Origin of the sequence: Evansella tamaricis, assembly GCF_019042215.1 — a bacterium.
GTDB lineage: Bacteria > Bacillota > Bacilli > Bacillales > Salisediminibacteriaceae > Evansella > Evansella tamaricis.
Window position 1 is genome coordinate 60,521 of the sequence record NZ_JAHQCS010000088.1, and the last position, 16,901, is coordinate 77,421.

Annotated in this window: 17 protein-coding genes; 12 read left to right on the forward strand and 5 right to left on the reverse strand. The window is 40.6% G+C overall.

Annotation, left to right across the window (positions count from 1 at the left end; genetic code table 11):
- Positions 1–28: 28 nt before the first annotated feature.
- From KS419_RS09180 to KS419_RS09190, 3 genes are all read left to right on the forward strand, one after another.
- Positions 29–922, forward strand: a complete 894-nt coding sequence (locus tag KS419_RS09180; protein WP_217066021.1) for a carbohydrate ABC transporter permease — start codon at positions 29–31, stop codon at positions 920–922.
- Between the two features lie 13 nt (positions 923–935).
- Positions 936–1,736 (forward strand): carbohydrate ABC transporter permease, encoded by an 801-nt coding sequence (locus tag KS419_RS09185; protein ID WP_217066023.1) that lies wholly within the window; start codon positions 936–938, stop codon positions 1,734–1,736.
- Positions 1,737–1,861: 125 nt separating this feature from the next.
- Complete coding sequence (locus tag KS419_RS09190; protein ID WP_217066024.1) at positions 1,862–2,659, forward strand: sugar phosphate isomerase/epimerase family protein; 798 nt, start codon at positions 1,862–1,864, stop codon at positions 2,657–2,659.
- 81 nt (positions 2,660–2,740) lie between these two features.
- Here the strand turns inward: KS419_RS09190 and KS419_RS09195 are convergent, their stop codons facing one another.
- Positions 2,741–3,847: a hypothetical protein gene (locus KS419_RS09195; protein WP_217066026.1), complete on the reverse strand. Its 1,107-nt coding sequence runs from the start codon at positions 3,845–3,847 to the stop codon at positions 2,741–2,743.
- A gap of 1,720 nt (positions 3,848–5,567) precedes the next feature.
- On the opposite strand from KS419_RS09195, the gene KS419_RS09200 reads away from it, so the two are divergent.
- The 4 genes from KS419_RS09200 to KS419_RS09215 all read left to right on the forward strand — a co-directional run bounded on the left by KS419_RS09200 (position 5,568) and on the right by KS419_RS09215 (position 8,688).
- Positions 5,568–6,470, forward strand: coding sequence for a GNAT family N-acetyltransferase (locus KS419_RS09200; RefSeq protein ID WP_217066028.1), 903 nt, complete (start codon positions 5,568–5,570; stop codon positions 6,468–6,470).
- Positions 6,471–6,491: 21 nt separating this feature from the next.
- Positions 6,492–7,631, forward strand: a complete 1,140-nt coding sequence (locus tag KS419_RS09205; protein WP_217066030.1) for a cysteine desulfurase family protein — start codon at positions 6,492–6,494, stop codon at positions 7,629–7,631.
- A gap of 20 nt (positions 7,632–7,651) precedes the next feature.
- Positions 7,652–7,855, forward strand: coding sequence for an ATPase (locus KS419_RS09210; protein ID WP_217066032.1), 204 nt, complete (start codon positions 7,652–7,654; stop codon positions 7,853–7,855).
- 65 nt (positions 7,856–7,920) lie between these two features.
- Positions 7,921–8,688: a DUF4362 domain-containing protein gene (locus KS419_RS09215; RefSeq protein ID WP_217066034.1), complete on the forward strand. Its 768-nt coding sequence runs from the start codon at positions 7,921–7,923 to the stop codon at positions 8,686–8,688.
- Positions 8,689–8,885: 197 nt separating this feature from the next.
- Here the strand turns inward: KS419_RS09215 and KS419_RS09220 are convergent, their stop codons facing one another.
- Both KS419_RS09220 and KS419_RS09225 read right to left on the reverse strand, forming a co-directional pair.
- Positions 8,886–9,644: an aminoglycoside phosphotransferase family protein gene (locus KS419_RS09220; protein WP_217066036.1), complete on the reverse strand. Its 759-nt coding sequence runs from the start codon at positions 9,642–9,644 to the stop codon at positions 8,886–8,888.
- A 99-nt stretch (positions 9,645–9,743) separates the two neighbouring features.
- Positions 9,744–9,920: an SE1832 family protein gene (locus KS419_RS09225; RefSeq protein WP_217066038.1), complete on the reverse strand. Its 177-nt coding sequence runs from the start codon at positions 9,918–9,920 to the stop codon at positions 9,744–9,746.
- 187 nt (positions 9,921–10,107) lie between these two features.
- Between KS419_RS09225 and KS419_RS09230 the strand changes: the two genes are divergently transcribed.
- Positions 10,108–11,352 (forward strand): MFS transporter, encoded by a 1,245-nt coding sequence (locus KS419_RS09230; protein ID WP_217066039.1) that lies wholly within the window; start codon positions 10,108–10,110, stop codon positions 11,350–11,352.
- 87 nt (positions 11,353–11,439) lie between these two features.
- Here the strand turns inward: KS419_RS09230 and KS419_RS09235 are convergent, their stop codons facing one another.
- Positions 11,440–13,191 carry an ABC transporter substrate-binding protein gene (locus tag KS419_RS09235; RefSeq protein WP_217066040.1) on the reverse strand — a complete coding sequence of 584 codons (1,752 nt, stop codon included), beginning with the start codon at positions 13,189–13,191 and terminating at the stop codon, positions 11,440–11,442.
- A gap of 98 nt (positions 13,192–13,289) precedes the next feature.
- Here KS419_RS09235 and KS419_RS09240 point away from each other — a divergent pair, with 98 nt between their 5' ends.
- From KS419_RS09240 to KS419_RS09255, 4 genes are all read left to right on the forward strand, one after another.
- A complete protein-coding gene (locus KS419_RS09240; protein WP_217066041.1) occupies positions 13,290–13,871 on the forward strand; it encodes a non-canonical purine NTP pyrophosphatase in 582 nt (193 codons plus the stop codon).
- Positions 13,868–15,061: an MFS transporter gene (locus KS419_RS09245; protein ID WP_217066043.1), complete on the forward strand. Its 1,194-nt coding sequence runs from the start codon at positions 13,868–13,870 to the stop codon at positions 15,059–15,061. The genes KS419_RS09240 and KS419_RS09245 overlap by 4 nt, the downstream gene beginning before the upstream one ends.
- Positions 15,062–15,161: 100 nt before the next feature.
- On the forward strand, positions 15,162–15,812 hold the full coding sequence (locus tag KS419_RS09250) for a YdeI/OmpD-associated family protein (RefSeq protein ID WP_217066044.1): 651 nt from the start codon (positions 15,162–15,164) through the stop codon (positions 15,810–15,812).
- A 74-nt stretch (positions 15,813–15,886) separates the two neighbouring features.
- Entirely contained in the window at positions 15,887–16,096 is a 210-nt protein-coding gene (locus KS419_RS09255; protein WP_217066046.1) for a hypothetical protein, read from the forward strand.
- Between the two features lie 209 nt (positions 16,097–16,305).
- Here KS419_RS09255 and KS419_RS09260 read toward each other — a convergent pair whose 3' ends face one another.
- Positions 16,306–16,767 carry a hypothetical protein gene (locus tag KS419_RS09260; RefSeq protein WP_217066047.1) on the reverse strand — a complete coding sequence of 154 codons (462 nt, stop codon included), beginning with the start codon at positions 16,765–16,767 and terminating at the stop codon, positions 16,306–16,308.
- Positions 16,768–16,901 lie beyond the last annotated feature (134 nt).

Consider the following 16,901-nt stretch of genomic DNA (forward strand, 5'->3'; position numbering starts at 1 on the left):
ATTACAGAAATGATAAAGGAGATTGAAGATGAGAAAAAAATGGAGAAGTAATCAGTTAAAAGTGAATATTTATGCTTGGCTGCTTCTCCTTCCCTCCTTTATCTTCCTATTTTTATTTACTTATTTGCCGATTTTTCAAACATTGTCTTTAAGCTTTTATCGGGCAGACTTAAGTATAGCAGAGCCTATTTTTACTGGACTGGAAAACTTTCGGCTATTAATGGAAGATAAAGTGTTTTGGAAGGTTATGACAAACAATGCTATTTTTGCCTTAGGAACAATTCCTTTGAGTGTTGGGATTGGGCTTATAATGGCTCTCATGGTGAATCGTGCCATCCGCGGGATAGGATGGGTACGGACATTCTTTTTTTATCCGGTAGTGATACCGATGATTGCCATTGCGAATATTTGGCTCTTCATTTATACGCCAAGTTATGGACTAATTAACCAAGTTCTAGGGTTTTTGCAGCTTCCGGATATTAATTGGCTCGGGAGTACATCTACCGTAATGATTGCCATGATTATTATGGTGGTTTGGAAAGAAGCTGGGTTCTTTATGATTTTTTATTTAGCTGGGTTACAAAATATATCAAAGGAATTATCTGAATCAGCAAAGATTGATGGAGCTTCTTCCTTAATGATCTTTAGGAAAATTACATTTCCATTGCTCATGCCAACGACACTTTTTGTTTTAATTATTGCGGTAACTAATTCCTTTAAGCTTGTGGATCATCTTGTCATTATGACACAGGGGGGTCCAAATAACGCTAGTAATCTTCTACTCTATTATATTTATGAAACAGCATTTTCTTACTGGGATCAAGGGTATGCTGCCACGTTGACAGTTGTACTTTTAGTGATGATGTTAGTTTTTGCTGTTTGGCAATTCTTTGGGCTTGATCGAAAAATTCATTACAGTTAAGGAATGGGATAAAATGAAGCGACTTGTTGATCTATCAATGTATATTCTAGCACTGCTATGGGTAGTTCCATTAGCTTGGTTGGTTGTTACGGCCTTTCAGCCAAAAGAACTGGCCACATCCCTTTCTCCCCACTTTGTTTTCACATTAGATAACTTTCGTGATGCATGGGAAGCTGCACCATTTGTAACGTATTATATTAATACGTTTATTATTGTTTTTGGGATTTTGGCAGTTCAGCTTGTTACTGCTACTTTAGCAGCATACGCTTTTGCTAGATTAAATTTTTGGGGAAGAGATATTATTTTTATTCTTTTTCTTTTGCAGATTATGATTCCAGCAGACATTCTTATTTTTCCTAATTATAATATTTTGAGAGATTTGGGGATTCTTGATACAAAGTTAGGTATTATGATCCCGTATTTTGCCACGGCCTTTGGGATTTTTCTGCTAAGGCAAACGTTTAAAACGATTCCGTTTGAATTGGACGAAGCGGCAAGACTAGATGGATGTAATTTGCTCCAAATTATTTGGAATGTGTACGTTCCTCTGGCGAAACCAACCTTTATTGCATTCGGTCTTGTGTCTGTCAGTCATCATTGGAGTAATTTTCTTTGGCCATTAATAGTTACCAATTCTGTAGATAATCGTCCACTGACGGTGGGATTGTCTATCTTCGCTAAATCGTTTGAAACCGGAGCACAGTGGGGGCAAGTAACCGCCGCAACTTTTATGGTAATCTTCCCTTTAATACTGGCTTTCTTTATCTTCCAAAAGCAATTCATCAGCAGTTTCATGCAATCAGGGATAAAGTGAATTGAGGTTGAGGTGACAGATCTCCCTCGGAAAAAGTCTAGTTGTGTCATGGAAATCAATGTTTAATCCAAATCCTATAAAGTGTTGTGCCGCTTTATGGATAGGAATGTGATGGAGGGAAGGCTATGCTATCATATGGAATTTCTACGTTTGCCACATTTGAAAAATCTGTGGAGCAAGGGATAGAAGAGCTAATTCGTAATGATTGGAAGTATATTGAGATTATGGCTGATGGACCTGGAGAAGAAATTCTCACTTGGTCAAGGGAGAAGCTTGCTATAATCAACAGATTAATAGAAAATGAGGGAGTCGAATTAGCAATTCATGCTCCCATTTTTACGATGGATTTAGGAAGTTCAGATAAAAAGATTCAAGAAAAATCCGAGTATATATTACAGAAGTGCTTTGCCATTGGAAATGTATTTAATAGTCCTTATGTTCTTACGCACTTAGGAACTAATCAAGATATTTCTTTTGGTCTGGAACTTGCTAGTGAAAGAATCGATAAGCTATTGAACACTGATCCTGGAATGACATTAGTGATTGAAAATGTTCCTCCCATGCCAACTTTATTAGGAACGAATGGAAATGAACTATTACAAGTGATTGATAAGGTAGGACATGAAAGACTTCGGGTAGCGTTTGATACAGGACATGCGAACATCGTTAGAACGCCTTCTGTTGCCCCCATTGAACAATTTATGGCATTGGAAAAATATATATCTGTTGTTCATATTAGTGATAATAACGGTACTGATGACGACCATTACCAAGCTGGAAAAGGCAATTTCCCATGGGATAAGTGGATGAAGGAGTTACAACATATAAAACAAGATGTGAAATTACTCATGGAAACGAAATCAATAGAAGAAGGCGCCGCTTCCAAAGAGTTTTTGGGGCAGGTCGGTTATCTCAGGGAATGACGTCGTCAAGAATAGAATGAAAAAAGCTCTTTATTACAGGATGTAACAAAGAGCTGATGAAACATAGATAAGATTACTTTATCATACTCTCAACCAGGTGGAGGTGGATTCTAAAGTTGTTACGTCCACCACTTGTGTGTATTTGTAAGTTTTTGGCCAGCTGCAGAAGATTGATTTTTTCGTAAACATCATTTTGGTAAACAAGGAATCAGGTTTTGCGGTCCACCCTCCACTGGGAACTAATTCAAACGTGACCTTATTGTCCGCACGTTTTACCGAATACTCTCCAGAGATAACGCCCATCCCTTCGTCCGCCGTGATTTCGAACGTATCCTTCCATTCCCCTTTTTCTGAAAAATGAAGTAGATTTGGTATACCCCTTTTGAAAACTACCGAAAGTTGATGGTTCGTTTGCCTCAGAGAAATGTTCGTCAAAGCTCCACTCTCCGTAAATGCATATTCTACTTCCCCGTCGCAAACAACATTTTGATTTCCATTCATCGTATGTACTTCTAAAACACTTGATCGCTGATTGGCGAATTCAAAGAGATGACAGTCATTGCTGTAACGAGTATAGGAACGCCACTGCCCATCCTTTGGCAGAGGAAATGGAAAATTAGCTGGCCGTATATTGTTTTCATCAATGGTAATAAGAAAGGTAGTGTTATACTTTCGAACAAAATCAAAATGATATAAATAGAATAAGGGTAAATAAGAAGGATTTTCCGTGCTTGAGCCCACAGGAGCTAACAGATTTATTCCCCGTGATTTTTTCGTAGACTTTTCCGATAGGAACACATTTATGTTTCTGCCATATTTATCTGTGAACTGGAACGAAATAAATACAACGTCGCCAGTTTTCTCAAAACGTGTACTGGCCATTTCTACTTTGAGACGTTCACATAATCCTTTGCCGGCCACATCAAAACTATCGTTTTTATCATCATGTAAGCTCTTCTCATCGTACACATCCACGTAGCCATCTTTCCGATAAGCAATTACCCGATATCCTTTACCAATCATCTTGTCATCTAAGTACTGTGGTTCGAGAGCAATATACTTACTATCCTCATTTTTTTTGAAATTAATGAGAGCAAGCTTTTTTATTGGTATATTCGTAAAACTAAAGGGAATTATGACTTGTTGTTTCTTCTCACTCGTGCAATCCATGGGAATTACTGTTTCCATACCAACCACTCCTTTTTGAAAGACCATAAATAAAATGTATCGTTACTAACTAGGAAAAAAAGCTATTGGGCGAGAGGCAATTAGTATGGGGGAAGGCATTTTTTTCCTTAATAATAAGTAAAGAATAAACCAATGGAGGCTAATGGAGGTAACAGAGGTGTGACAATGTTGTGAAATATTGATTGATTAGTTGTTCCAGTGAGTAAGGAGTGTAAGGGACTACAACAGCGGATGATTCAGTTCCTACACCAATTTGTAATACTGTTTGAAAGTAACTGCTAAACAGAACTAAGTAAGAACGTACAGGTGTTAGGGATGGCACTGAAAAAATGGTGCTTTTCCATTTTTCAGTGCCTTCGGTGATAGGAACCCATTCTGTTTCCTTCACAAAAATATCATATTATCCATTGGATATGTTGGAGGTTATTCTTCCGTCCTCATCGAAACTAATAATATTCGGTTTCAATAATAATTTTAGGCTCTTTTCGGAAATTTTGTTGCTTTTTGAGAAAAGCTTGGAGAAGTGTAAGGCGGCGACTCCAGCGACGAGCAAAATCCCCTTGAATCAGCAATGAGTTGTCTCAACGGACAGGACGTCCTAATATCGGGGATGTCACAGGACGTGACGTTTTGCCCGATGGACAGATTAGCTACAGAGTAATGCTTTAGAAGAAGAGACAGGAATGCGAGGTGAAGCCCCCGCAGACACGGTTTTGTCAGGAGCTTAAGAAGGATTTCGGTCAGAAGATGTCTCAAGTTGTTCCCGAACAGGGAGGCTGAGACGGATTTCGGTCAGAAGTTGGAGCAAGTTGTTCCCGAACGGGAAGGCCGAGATAGGTTTCGGTCAGAAGATGTCTCAAGTTGTTCCCGAACGGGAAGGCCGAGAAGGATTTCGGTCAGAAGATGTCTCAAGTTGTTCCCGAACGGGAAGGCCGAGAAGGATTTGGTCAGAAGATGTCTCAAGTTGTTCCCGAACGAGCGGCTGGAGAAGGATTTCGGTCAGTAGTTGGCTCAAGTTGTTCCCGAACGGGATGGCCGAGACGGATTTCGGTCAGAAGTTGGCTCAACTTGTTCCCGAACAGGGAGCACGAGAAGGATTTCGGTCAGAAGATGTCTCAAGTTGTTCCCGAACAGGGAGGCTGAGAAGGATTTCGGTCAGAAGATGTCTCAAGTTGTTCCCGAACGAGGAGCACGAGAAGGATTTCGGTCAGAAGATGTCTCAAGTTGTTCCCGAACGAGGAGCACGAGAAGGATTTCGGTCAGAAGATGTCTCAAGTTGTACCCGAACTAGAAGGTCGAGAAGGGTTTCTGTCAGAAGATGTCTCAAGTTGTTCCCGAACAGGGAGGACGAGAAGGATTTCGGTCAGAAGATGTCTCAAGTTGTACCCGAACGAGGAGCACGAGAAGGGTTTCGGTCAGAAGTTGGCTCAACTTGTTCCCGAACGAGGAGCACGTGAAGGGTTTCGGTCAGAAGATGTCTCAAGTTGTTCCCGAACGGGAGGGCCGAGAAGGATTTCGGTCGGAAGATGTCTCAAGTTGTTCCCGAACGAGCGGCTGGAGAAGGATTTCGGACAGAAGTTGGCTCAACTTGTTCCCGAACGAGGAGCAAAGCAAAACTTTGCTTTATAACAACAATCTATGCGAAAAGAACTTAATTTTATTTCCATCTGATCCATCAGCATAGCAATCTAGCATTTCCGAAAATAGAGGGGGAAACGAAATGTCCGTAACAAAGAGATATTATAGTCGAAAAAATGATTATGACAAGGTGTACCAGTTTCTTGTGAAAACGTATGAATCGGGAGGGAAATACATCAATTGGCTCCCGGCCCGCTGGGAGTATATGCATTATCATTCTTATTACAACCAATCACTGACTGAAAAAAGTGGTATATGGGAGGATGACGGAAAAATAGTAGCGGTTGTAAGCAATGAATTAGGAAATGGCAATGCATTTTTCCAATGTCATCCCGACTATGTTTCTTTGAAAAAAGAGATGCTTTCCCATGCAGAGGAACATTTCACGAAAGAGGAGGAAGCCGCGGGGCATCGTCTAATTGTCTACGCAAATGACTTTGATGAAGAATGGATGAATATTCTAGAAACGGAAGGGTATGAAAAACTGGAAACCAACTTGCAGCATCAGACCATTTGTACAATTGACCGATCCCAGTTTATTAATGGGGGAACAGTGCCGGAAGGATTTGAATTAAAAAGCTTAGCAGAGGATAATGACCTGGTGAAGGTGGATCGGGTACAATGGAGGGGATTCAATCATGAAGGGGAGCCGCCGAAAGAAAGTCCGGAGGAAAGAAAATTAATGCAGTCAGCACCTAATTTTCGTAAGGATCTGACCATTGTTGCGGTAGCCCCAAATGGAGAGTTCGTTTCCTATGTGGGAATGTGGTTTATCGATGAGATCAAAGTGGGGTATGTGGAGCCAGTCTGTACCGATCCAGACTACCGAAGACTTGGTTTAGGGAAAAGAACCCTATTGGAGAGCATGGACCGATGTTTTCAAATGGGAGCAGAACGAATCGTAGTGGAATCTTCTCTACCGATCTACTTGTCGAGTGGCTTTCAACCACAATTTATCAGGTACCCTTGGGTAAAAAGAAAGTAAGCTTGAAAAGGGAGTGAAGGGATGGAACCGATTTATTTAGATTACAATGCTAGTACACCAATTGCCCCAGAGGTACAAGCAGCAATGCTTCCTTTTTTCCATTCGAATTACGGAAATCCCTCGGCGCTTCATTTTGCTGGGGCCGAAGGGAAAAAGGCGTTGGAAAAAGCAAGAAAACAGGTGGCGTCGCTCATTCACTGTTCACCTGGAGAAATCATTTTTACCAGTGGCGGCAGTGAATCTAATAATCATGTAGTAAAGGGAGTTTTTGAGAGTTTTGGGAAAAAGGGAGCTCATCTGATCACCACCAAAATTGAGCATCCTGCCATTTTGAACCCGTGTTCCTATATAGAGAGGCATGGTGCGACCATCACCTTCGTAGACGTGGACCAATATGGGCTGGTAAATCCAGCGGATATTGAAAAGGTGATAACAGATGAGACGATCTTAATCTCTGTGATGCATTCCAACAATGAAGTGGGAACCATCCAGCCGATTGAAGAAATTGGGATCATTGCCAAAAAGCACAATATTTTATTCCACACAGATGCCTCCCAGTCAGTTGGGAAAGTACCCCTGGACGTTGATAAACTAAACGTGGATTTTTTAACGATAGCCGGGCATAAAGTGTATGCGCCTAAAGGGGTGGGGGCGCTCTACATAAGAGACGGAATTGCCATTGAACCATTAGTGCATGGAGCGGGTCATGAAAACGGAAGGCGTGCAGGTACGGAAAATGTAGTATTTGCCGTCGGCCTGGGAAAGGCTTGTGAACTGGGACTGACTAAGCTGGAGGAAGGGGGAAATACGAAGATCGGGGAGTTGCGGGATTATTTTTGGCAGGAACTGCAGCACCATTTTAAAGGCACCATATCGTTGAATGGTCATCCTGACTTCCGGTTGCCTAATACGTTGAATATCAACTTTATTAACCAGATCGGTCAAGAGGTACTAGACCTTATTCCTGAGGTTGCTGCATCAACAGGCTCAGCATGTCATTCTGGTGAGGTGAAATTATCCCCTGTATTACAAGCGATGGGAGTTCGTGAGGAAGAGGGAAAAGGGGCAGTGAGGTTTAGTCTTGGGAGATCAACAACGAAAGAAGAAATCGATCAAGTAGTCCGACGTTTACAAGAAGTGAAGGCACGATATAGTTCTTGAGGAAAAAAGGGAGTGGTTTGATGAAAAAAACGTCTTCAATTCCGTTACTTGTTTCCATTGGAACAATGGTTGTACTTTACGCCATTGGAAATATGGCTAACATCGATTTTCTAATATTCAAGGTATCGATTTCCCATACGGAGGTGGCCTTTTTGCCAATCGGTGTCGGTTTATTGGTGTGGTTTATTGGCTCACGAATATATATAGCAAAATTTCATTCATAGAAGCGCCGTTACTAATAAATTGTAGGAAATATATTATTGTTCCTATGCATTCGGAGTAGAAAGCAATGCTCATTGAAATAGATTACTATTTTTCCAGAAAGGAAGACGAATTGATGAAGAAATTACTTTATTTTTCCGCCCTAGTAGTAATCCTGATGGTGCTTGCTGCCTGCAACGAGGCCAAGGGAGAGACGTTCGAAACAAATATTGTCGGCAATCCGATCCACCGTATGTTCGAGAAGCCTTATTCATCCGATGTGGCTGTTAAGAACGGTGATGTTATCGGGGGATCTTGGCAGGGGAATTTAAAAAGGTTCTATGACTTTCTTGAGAGTGTGGAAAACGGGGAGTCCGATGTGATTCGTGTGATTTTTTATACGATGGAGGGGGCGCCAATTTATCACAATCTCGTACTTAATGAAAAAATCGAGTATACATTTGATGCTACACAGGATGGCTATTCAAGCGGCACCAATGGCCCAGACGCCATCCAAACTACCATCTGCTCCGGTATCACAAAGGTAACGGTGGACAAAGAAGCCTATGCTTTAACCGGCTGCGAACTGCCTAATGTGGGGGAGAAATTTCAGTTAGTGGTTGATCAGATTATTGAAGAAGGGGAAGTAGTGGAGTTTTCGGACACATCTATGGTCATGAAAGTGGATGTGGGCGACTACCTTGTCCATGTCGCTCTCACTGAAGAAACGGTACTCAATGGTATCTACGAGAGAGGGTTGAGAGCTGGGGAGAGGGTGCGGGCTTATTTTGAGAGCCAGAGTTTTGACACTTATCCCGCTGAAGCAACGGCAATCCGATTGGATGCCATTAACTGATAAGTGTTTCATGTATCTTTCGTAAAGGTCATTAATGAGGAAATAGAGAAGATAGTAAAATAAAGAACACTTGATTTGGTGGAGGGCACTGAAAAAGTGGTGCTTTTCCACTTTTACAGTCCCTCGCTTACAATTAATAGACTGATATACTAGTATTTTCAAAATTATACTACCCTCTAATTTTAATAACGATTAGATTAGAAAAACTCATATAACCCCTTATCAAAATATTGAAACTCTTCTTTTGAAACCTTATAACGTTTATATCCCTCGTAAAAAGCATTTATGTAGACTTCATTCCCCATGAAGCTTCTTATTGCTAAGGATTCATCATACCGAGGGTCTCCAATCGTCATTCCAGCCACATCGATAAATAATCTAACTTCTCCATTCACTACAAGTACATTGTCAGTTGTACAATCTCCATGAATCATTACTTGCTGTACTGGTAAAGGTTTATTCAACATTAATTTCTGTAATTGTTTCCAGCTACCTTCTGTTTGATCACTTTTCACATAAAACTCAGCCTTTCTCAACTGCTCAGTTAACCAATCATTTTTATGATTTAGTGATTCGATTGTTTGTGTTTCATGAAGACAATTAAGTAAATGTCCAAAACTTCTGATTAAGGAGTTCTTTTCTGTTATATCCATCGTGTTATTTAAGGCAGAAGTTAATGTAATTCCATCCTCAAATGACATGATTAAATGACTACTATCTCTTTCTTCAATAAAACCATAATATTTAGGTACTGGAATCTGATTGTTATGGTTTAGCTTTTCTAACACTTGACCCTCATTCATTAACCATTCTCGATATTTCCCCTCAAACGAACTTTTTAGTAAATAGCAACCTTTATCGGTAATGATTTGGCTTACTTCAGAAGTACAGCCTTGTTCATCCAGTCTATTAACTTTTTGTGTTTTGCCAACAATCTCTTCTATTTGTTTATTCACCTTGTCACCACCGTTACGTTACCTTTACCTTTTGTAATAATATTTCACCAATCTCTTTCATTATCTCTTCCAATCGCTCTTCATTCATCGAAATTCCCCTCAGACTTCCTTTAGTTTTACGTTAAGGATTTTCAATTCATCCTCGATTTCGGACAGGCGTTTTTCCAACGGAGCAAGGTTCCCATTGATAGATTCTAGTTTTTCCAAGTTATTTTGTAGCTGGATATATTCATCCTTTAATTCTATGATAGTATCTTCGATCTGTTTTTTATCCATTCGACTCAACTCTCCTCTTTTTATTTTACCAGTATAGATTATAATTAATTGACAAACGATTAGCGTAAATAGAGGACTTTCACTGTCTAGTATATCATGGAGACATATGGTAGATTCTACTATTCCCGTTACTTAGAAAATCGACCGAGAACAATGTACCTTGTCCCACATGAGGAGGGAAAAAAGATTGAGGTATACATATAAACATACTTTGCATGCTTGCTATATTGGTTTTATTACACAGGCGATTATTAATAATCTTGGCCCACTTTTATTTATCATCTTTCATGATGCTTTTCAAATATCCTTTGAGATGATTGGGCGCCTTATCTTAATTAATTTTGGTATTCAAATTGCTGCAGATCTTTTGACGATTAAATATGCAGACAGGATTGGCTATCGAACGTCTGCCGTCCTGGCCCATGTATTCAGCGCAGTTGGACTTATTGGTCTCGGAGTCTTCCCCCTTATTTTTCCAGACCCATACATGGGGCTTGTCGTTGCCGTTATGATCTATGCAATGGGAGGGGGGATTATCGAGGTGTTGATCAGTCCCATTGTGGACTCGCTGCCAGGTGATGCGAAAGCCTCCGCCATGAGTTTACTCCATTCCTTCTATTGTTGGGGACAAGTGGCTGTTGTCATCATTACCACAACAATTATTGCTTTGTTTGGGACAGACCTATGGTATCTCTTACCGATTCTATGGGCAACCATCCCAATCTACAACTTCTTCCGGTTCATGAAGGTCCCACTTATACCGACCTTGCCGGAAGGAGAAAAAATGTCGTTAAAGCAGCTGTTCTCATCAAGGCTTTTTCTCATTGCTCTGCTCTTGATGATGGCTGCCGGATCATCTGAATTGACGATGGCGCAGTGGTCTTCTTTTTTTGCGGAAAAAGGATTGGAAGTTCCAAAGATTATGGGAGATCTACTAGGTCCATGCCTGTTCGCCGTGTTCATGGGAATTGGCCGAACCGTTTATGGGTTCTGGGGACATAAAATGGATTTAAGTAAAACTCTGTTAGCCAGTGGAGTCTTATGTGTGCTTTGTTACGCCACGGCTTCGTTAGTTCAAATACCCATCGTTGCCCTTATGGCGGTGGCACTTTGCGGTTTATCCATCAGCCTCATGTGGCCAGGTACGTTCAGTTTAACCGCTGCCTCCTTTCCAAAGGGAGGAACGGCTATGTTCGGTGCACTTGCTATCTTCGGAGATGTGGGGGCAGCTGTTGGACCATGGATGGCAGGGGTAGTTTCTGATTTGGCGCAAAAATCAAGTCAACTTCTTCATATTGGCAGTAGCTTTGGCTTAACAGTGGAACAAACTGGGCTAAAAACAGGAATGTTTGTCTCCATGATTTTCCCACTTCTAATGATTATTGGAATTCTTTTACTAAGGCAGGAAAAGAAGTTGGAGCTACCGAAGTAAGTGGGCTATTTTGGACGGGTCTGGAGTGCACCCAAAAAGTTAGAGTGAAGAATACTAACTTTTTGGGGTCCCATCACTAACCTCATCCTAATGTCTTTTATACCAGAGTTTTGTATAGTCTACCCATCCTAATGCATTCAGGTGGATGTTTTCCAAGTGTTCTTCATGAATGGCAAACTGCTGCAACCGGTATAAGTAGATAAGATGATGTGACTGACTTAACTCGGCCTCTATTTGCTGCAATGCCTCGATACAATCACGTTCCCTTCTTTTTTCAAGAAATGTGTCTTCTATCTGTTCCCTCACCTGATCTGTCAAGTGATGGGAAGCTAGACTGTGATTACCCCTCAAAGAGGATAGGTAGGTGTAGAGCAGGCTTTCATCCGCAAGCTGTTCGCCGAGAAGTAAATCTGATTGTTCACGAAGGGGTAACTGATGTAATTCATTGTATGAATAAACGTGTAGATTACAACGAATTCCCAATTCCCCAAGTCTTGTTTGTATCCATTCTCCATCCGCTTCGTTTCCAGCCCCAGCGTAAGTATAGAGAGCGAGTGTTTCCCCGTTGTATCGACCATCTTTCAAATAGTGCGAATGCATGTCCTTTTCTGTTTTGTGCCTCTTATTATCACCCGTCTCCAACTGGGAATCCATTCTTGAAGCGGTGATAAACCGATTTCCTCCTAAGTCATGGATCATTTTTTCTGAATCTAGTGCAAGATAGATCACTTTCCGTAAATAAGGGTCGTTCGTTAGTTTCTTATTCATGTTAAGTGTTAATAGCTTACTTCCCTTGTCAATCATAGTGTCTTTGCTAAGTTCAGTCGTTTTCTGTCCGGAATAGGGATAATGAAAGAAATTTACTGATTCGGAAAAATGATTGTCCTGTTGATTATCATAAAGATTCGGGAAAAAATACATCGTCACCTCGTCAAGCAGGGGACGAAGATGAAAATACGCTGGAAAACTCACTAGTGTCAGCTTGTGATTGGACTGTTCTTGTACTTGAAAAGGGCCAGTTCCAACGGATTGATTCATAAACCCCTCTGGGACAATGCTTCCACCTAATGATGCAATGAGATGGAGAAAGGAAGGTACTGGTTTTTTTAACGTGAATCTCATTGTATATCGGTTCAATAAAGTGATGTTTTTGATCCAATGAGTGATCCAGTGATAGGCGGATCCAGATTGTCCATGTCTTTGAAAGCTGTAACATACATCAGATGCTGTCAGTTCTTTTCCGTTATGAAAAGTGACCCCCTTACGTAAATAAAACGTCCACTCTGTATAGTCACGGTGGTTCCAATGATGGGCTAAATGAGGTGCGTGAGATTTCAAGTTCTTGTCATAGGTCACTAACTGGCTGTAAAGATGCCGCATCACATGGTTTTCCGAACGCCGATTCACGTAGTAAGGATCAAGAACAACTAATGGCCGGTACGATGGAAAAAGAAGTCGATCTTCAGTTACATGGCTCTTTGATTCCTCCCCTTGCCGCAAATTAAAAAATAGGGAATAGATATAGTCTCGTTGTACATCATCTGAAAGTTCGTATTGTTGAATGAATGCAATGGAATCATCGATGGAAGAAAACTTTTTTGCCTCCTCCAGAACAAGGGAGTCAAATCCAACCTCTAAGGAAATGGTTGAATAGTTTCCCCTTCCTCTACCGGGGATCCAAGTAATCCAGCCTAGTAATTGCAGTTTAGTTAAAACGATTTTTGTATTTCGCACCGAACAGTGGAGGATCGTTGAAAGCTGTTCGATGGTAACTTGTATTGGACGATTGATTTCTTTTAGAGATTTAGTTAATACATGATAATGATCAATCACTTTCATTTGGAACACCTGCCTTAAAAGGGGAAAAGTTGTTTCGTTAATTGTACCCTTTTTTTCCTCCTTTAGAAAACTACAATAGAAGTAGGAGGGATGTTCAGATGGAAGTAGTCATAGCAACATGGAACAAATTGAAATTAGAATGGATAACACAAGGGTTGCTGCAAACGGGTTTACCCATCAAATCCATGTCTAAACAAATAGAAGATATAGAGGAAACAGAATCCACCTTTCGTGGAAATGCTCGTTTAAAGGTGGAGTGTGTTCGCCGAGTTGACTCAGAATCCATCATTTTTGGGGAAGATTCTGGACTTTCTGTGGAGATGTTAGGTGGATTTCCTGGTGTCAAGACCGCTCGCTTTTTGGAAGGAACAGATGATGATCGAGCGAAAAAAATAGTGGAGTTATTACATGGAGTTCCCGTTAGCAAACGGAAAGCTGTTTTTCACAGTTCGATTGTTGTATCATTCCCTGATGGAACTGATGTTGTTTGTGAGGGGAGCATGCATGGGTGGATTTCTACAGATAGGATAGAAGGGGAGGGGTATGGAGGTATTTTCTTACTAAGTAATAATCTCGTACTTTCAGAGCAACCAAGTAAGGAATACACCATGTTTGACCATCATAGACAAGCCCTTTTTCAAGCGAATCTAGTAATGAAAGATTGGTTGGATAATCAATGAGAATTTCACCGAAAAAGCGTGTTATAGGTATTGCTTTACTCACAGCCGTATCCGTCATGGGAGATGCGATGCTGTTTATTGTTCTTCCTTTATTCTGGCATGAATTTGGCCTGACAGCCTTATGGCAGATCGGTGTTCTTCTTTCTGTGAATCGATTTGTTCGTCTTCCTTTAAACCCACTTGTGGGTCTATTTTATAAACATTTTCAGTTGCGGACAGGTGTATTCATCGCAGTAGGATTAGCTATGTTAACAACCTTTTCATATGGAATTTTTCACAGTTTTTGGATTTTGTTTCTTATGCGGGCATTATGGGGCGTAGCTTGGTCATTACTTCGACTTGGCGGTTATTTAACGGTTATTGAAGCGGCAGATGATAGCAACAGGGGAAGGTTCGTGGGTCTTTATAATGGACTATGGGGGATCGGTGGATTAGTAGGAATGTTAGCAGGGGGAATACTAGTTGATCTTACTTCCGTGTCGTTCGTGACAAGTTTGTTTGCTATGTTAGCGTTACTAGCTATTCCAGCGGTATGGTTCTTAGTTCCTGTAAAAGCTGCTCATAAGATCGGGGAACAACAGAACGACGGAAACAAGAGTTGGTTTACATCACATGTGGCGCTTGTGCTGACAACGAGTCTCTCTATGGGATTCATCGTATTTGGATTGTTTGCGTCAACATTAAGTCCACTTATCGAAAGAAGTTATCAGACGGAATGGACAGTTGCTCAATTAGTAATTGGAGCAGCAACACTAGCAGGAGTTATCCAAGCCGTTCGTTGGAGCTGGGATCCTTTTGTTGCACCGTGGATTGGGAAGTGCTTAGATCGTTCGAAGTCAAAAATAAGGTTATTACTTATCCCACTTTTCTCAGGAAGCATTTTATTGTTTTTACTCGGCCATGTCCAAACCATCGTCCTATTGTTGATTTTTCTACTACTATTTCAATTTATCTCCACTTTTTTCGTTACAACAGCGGATACACTAGCCACTGGGGTTGCAACACGTTCGAATCGAGTGAAGTTGATTACGGCCCATACGATTGCCGTCGATCTTGGAGCGGCACTGGGACCGTTAGTCGCCTTTTATTTACTGGAGTTTTATACTTTATCAATCGTATACTCTTTTGCATCAAGCTTACTCCTGTTACTAGGGTTCACTTGGATGTATCATATTAGAAGAGGCGGGTAGGAAGTGTTACAAAGTATATGGACAATATGGCCCTGTTTTTTGTATTCTAGGAAAGAAGGGACGGATTTCTTTTCCAAAGGCATAGTAAAAGGAGCATTGTATGAGTATCATTGGTAAACTAAACTTGCAAAAGTATAACAATCTTGTTGTTCTTCAACAACCAGATGACTATGATGTGTTTCATGGTTATCAGACGGAATTAAGAGGAGAGCATGATGCGATCTTTATTTTTATTGAAACGTTAGATGATATGGTAAAACATACGCAACGTGTTATTGAGGAACAATTACTACTGGAAAAAGGATATTTATTTTTTGCATATCCGAAAAAAGGGAACAAACGTTATGACACTTTCATTCATAGAGATGATATTTTTCCCGCATTGAATGTGGGTGAAGATGGTTATGTGGATCAGAGTGATGTGAAATTCTCGCGAATGGTGAGCATGGATGATGTCTTCACTGTCGTTGGATTAAAGCGGGAAAAGAAGAAAGGCCAAAAGTCATCTGCCTCAAGTCAGTGTGTCGCTGATTACGAGGACCACGTGAAAGACATGGAAGAGCTGTTGGGGGATTATCCGGAACAACTCAAGTTCTATCAGGAACTGACACCAGGATACCAAAGGGATTGGGCGAGGCATATCTTTTCTGCGAAACAGCAGAAAACTAGGGAAAAACGCCTGGAGCTGATGGTTGATATTTTGTCCCAGGGCTACAAATCTGTTGATTTATATCGTCAAAAGAAGAAATAGACGGTCAGTTGGTGAAACAGGTGGATTGTGGACGAGATACATAAACCTATCATAAGAATATGGAGGAAAAAGTTATGCAACAAGAAATGATGAAGATGGCATTCAGGTTTGTTATCATGTTTATTGTATTTGTGATCTTACTATATATGATTCAAGGCCAGTGGTTACTGGTACAAGGATTAATTTTTGCCGTTATCTACATTGTTTTATATTATGTTCTTAAACGGGCGTTTACTGCATTTCAGAGAAAAGTAAACGAGGCAAAAGGTGACGAGACGAAATAGAAAGATCTAATCTAATATGAATAGATAAGTTCTGACCCCAGTGGTGGCATAGTCTGAAACGATGAGATCTAGTCACGGGGTCAGAGCTCTTTTTAATTAGTAAAATATAATTCCCCTCTGCATCAGGATAAGGAAACCTCTAAATAGGTAGTGTATTAAAATATAGTTGAGTATTTTTGAGGTGAAATCGGGTGTAGTCTTAATGGGGTTTATTTCTGTGCATTGATTAGTTCCAATGTCCTTTGATGTTGTTGTTGTACATTAGCAAGATGCCTGATCTCACTGCCAAGTTCTTTCTTAGTTTCATCCAGCTTTTGCATCATACTGCCATAATAAAAAGCAACTTCTTTTCTCATATCAGCCTGTTCAGTTCGAAGCCCAGAGAGGTCACTTCGCAATTCAGTTTGTTCTGATTTAATGTTAGAAATATCAGTCCTCATATCGGCCTGTTCAGTTCGAAAACCAGAGAGGTCACTTCGCAATTCAGTCTGTTCAGATATAATGCTAGAAATATCACTCCTCATATCAGCCTGTTCAGTTCGAAAACCAGAGAGGTCACTTCGCAATTCAGTTTGTTCTGATTTAATGTTAGAAATATCACTCCTCATACCGGCTTGTCCTTCTGATAGGTTGTCAAGCCGATTAAGTATTTCTTTTAGAATCTCTTCCATCATTATCACCTCCTTCTTCTTGTATTATATTTCAAATAAAAAGAAATGAATAGCAAACATATAGCATTGGTGTGACTATCATTTCGTACTCTGACCTTATACTTCCTGTAAAGGAGTTAATCACATTTAGTGAA

Coding starts and splice junctions, on each gene's coding strand:
- KS419_RS09180 (WP_217066021.1), top strand. CDS start 29: ATGAGAAAAAAATGGAGAAGTAATCAGTTAAAAGTGAATATTTATGCT.
- KS419_RS09185 (WP_217066023.1), top strand. CDS start 936: ATGAAGCGACTTGTTGATCTATCAATGTATATTCTAGCACTGCTATGG.
- KS419_RS09190 (WP_217066024.1), top strand. CDS start 1,862: ATGCTATCATATGGAATTTCTACGTTTGCCACATTTGAAAAATCTGTG.
- KS419_RS09195 (WP_217066026.1), bottom strand. CDS start 3,847: ATGGAAACAGTAATTCCCATGGATTGCACGAGTGAGAAGAAACAACAA.
- KS419_RS09200 (WP_217066028.1), top strand. CDS start 5,568: ATGTCCGTAACAAAGAGATATTATAGTCGAAAAAATGATTATGACAAG.
- KS419_RS09205 (WP_217066030.1), top strand. CDS start 6,492: ATGGAACCGATTTATTTAGATTACAATGCTAGTACACCAATTGCCCCA.
- KS419_RS09210 (WP_217066032.1), top strand. CDS start 7,652: ATGAAAAAAACGTCTTCAATTCCGTTACTTGTTTCCATTGGAACAATG.
- KS419_RS09215 (WP_217066034.1), top strand. CDS start 7,921: ATGCTCATTGAAATAGATTACTATTTTTCCAGAAAGGAAGACGAATTG.
- KS419_RS09225 (WP_217066038.1), bottom strand. CDS start 9,920: ATGGATAAAAAACAGATCGAAGATACTATCATAGAATTAAAGGATGAA.
- KS419_RS09235 (WP_217066040.1), bottom strand. CDS start 13,191: ATGAAAGTGATTGATCATTATCATGTATTAACTAAATCTCTAAAAGAA.
- KS419_RS09240 (WP_217066041.1), top strand. CDS start 13,290: ATGGAAGTAGTCATAGCAACATGGAACAAATTGAAATTAGAATGGATA.
- KS419_RS09245 (WP_217066043.1), top strand. CDS start 13,868: ATGAGAATTTCACCGAAAAAGCGTGTTATAGGTATTGCTTTACTCACA.
- KS419_RS09250 (WP_217066044.1), top strand. CDS start 15,162: ATGAGTATCATTGGTAAACTAAACTTGCAAAAGTATAACAATCTTGTT.
- KS419_RS09255 (WP_217066046.1), top strand. CDS start 15,887: ATGCAACAAGAAATGATGAAGATGGCATTCAGGTTTGTTATCATGTTT.
- KS419_RS09260 (WP_217066047.1), bottom strand. CDS start 16,767: ATGGAAGAGATTCTAAAAGAAATACTTAATCGGCTTGACAACCTATCA.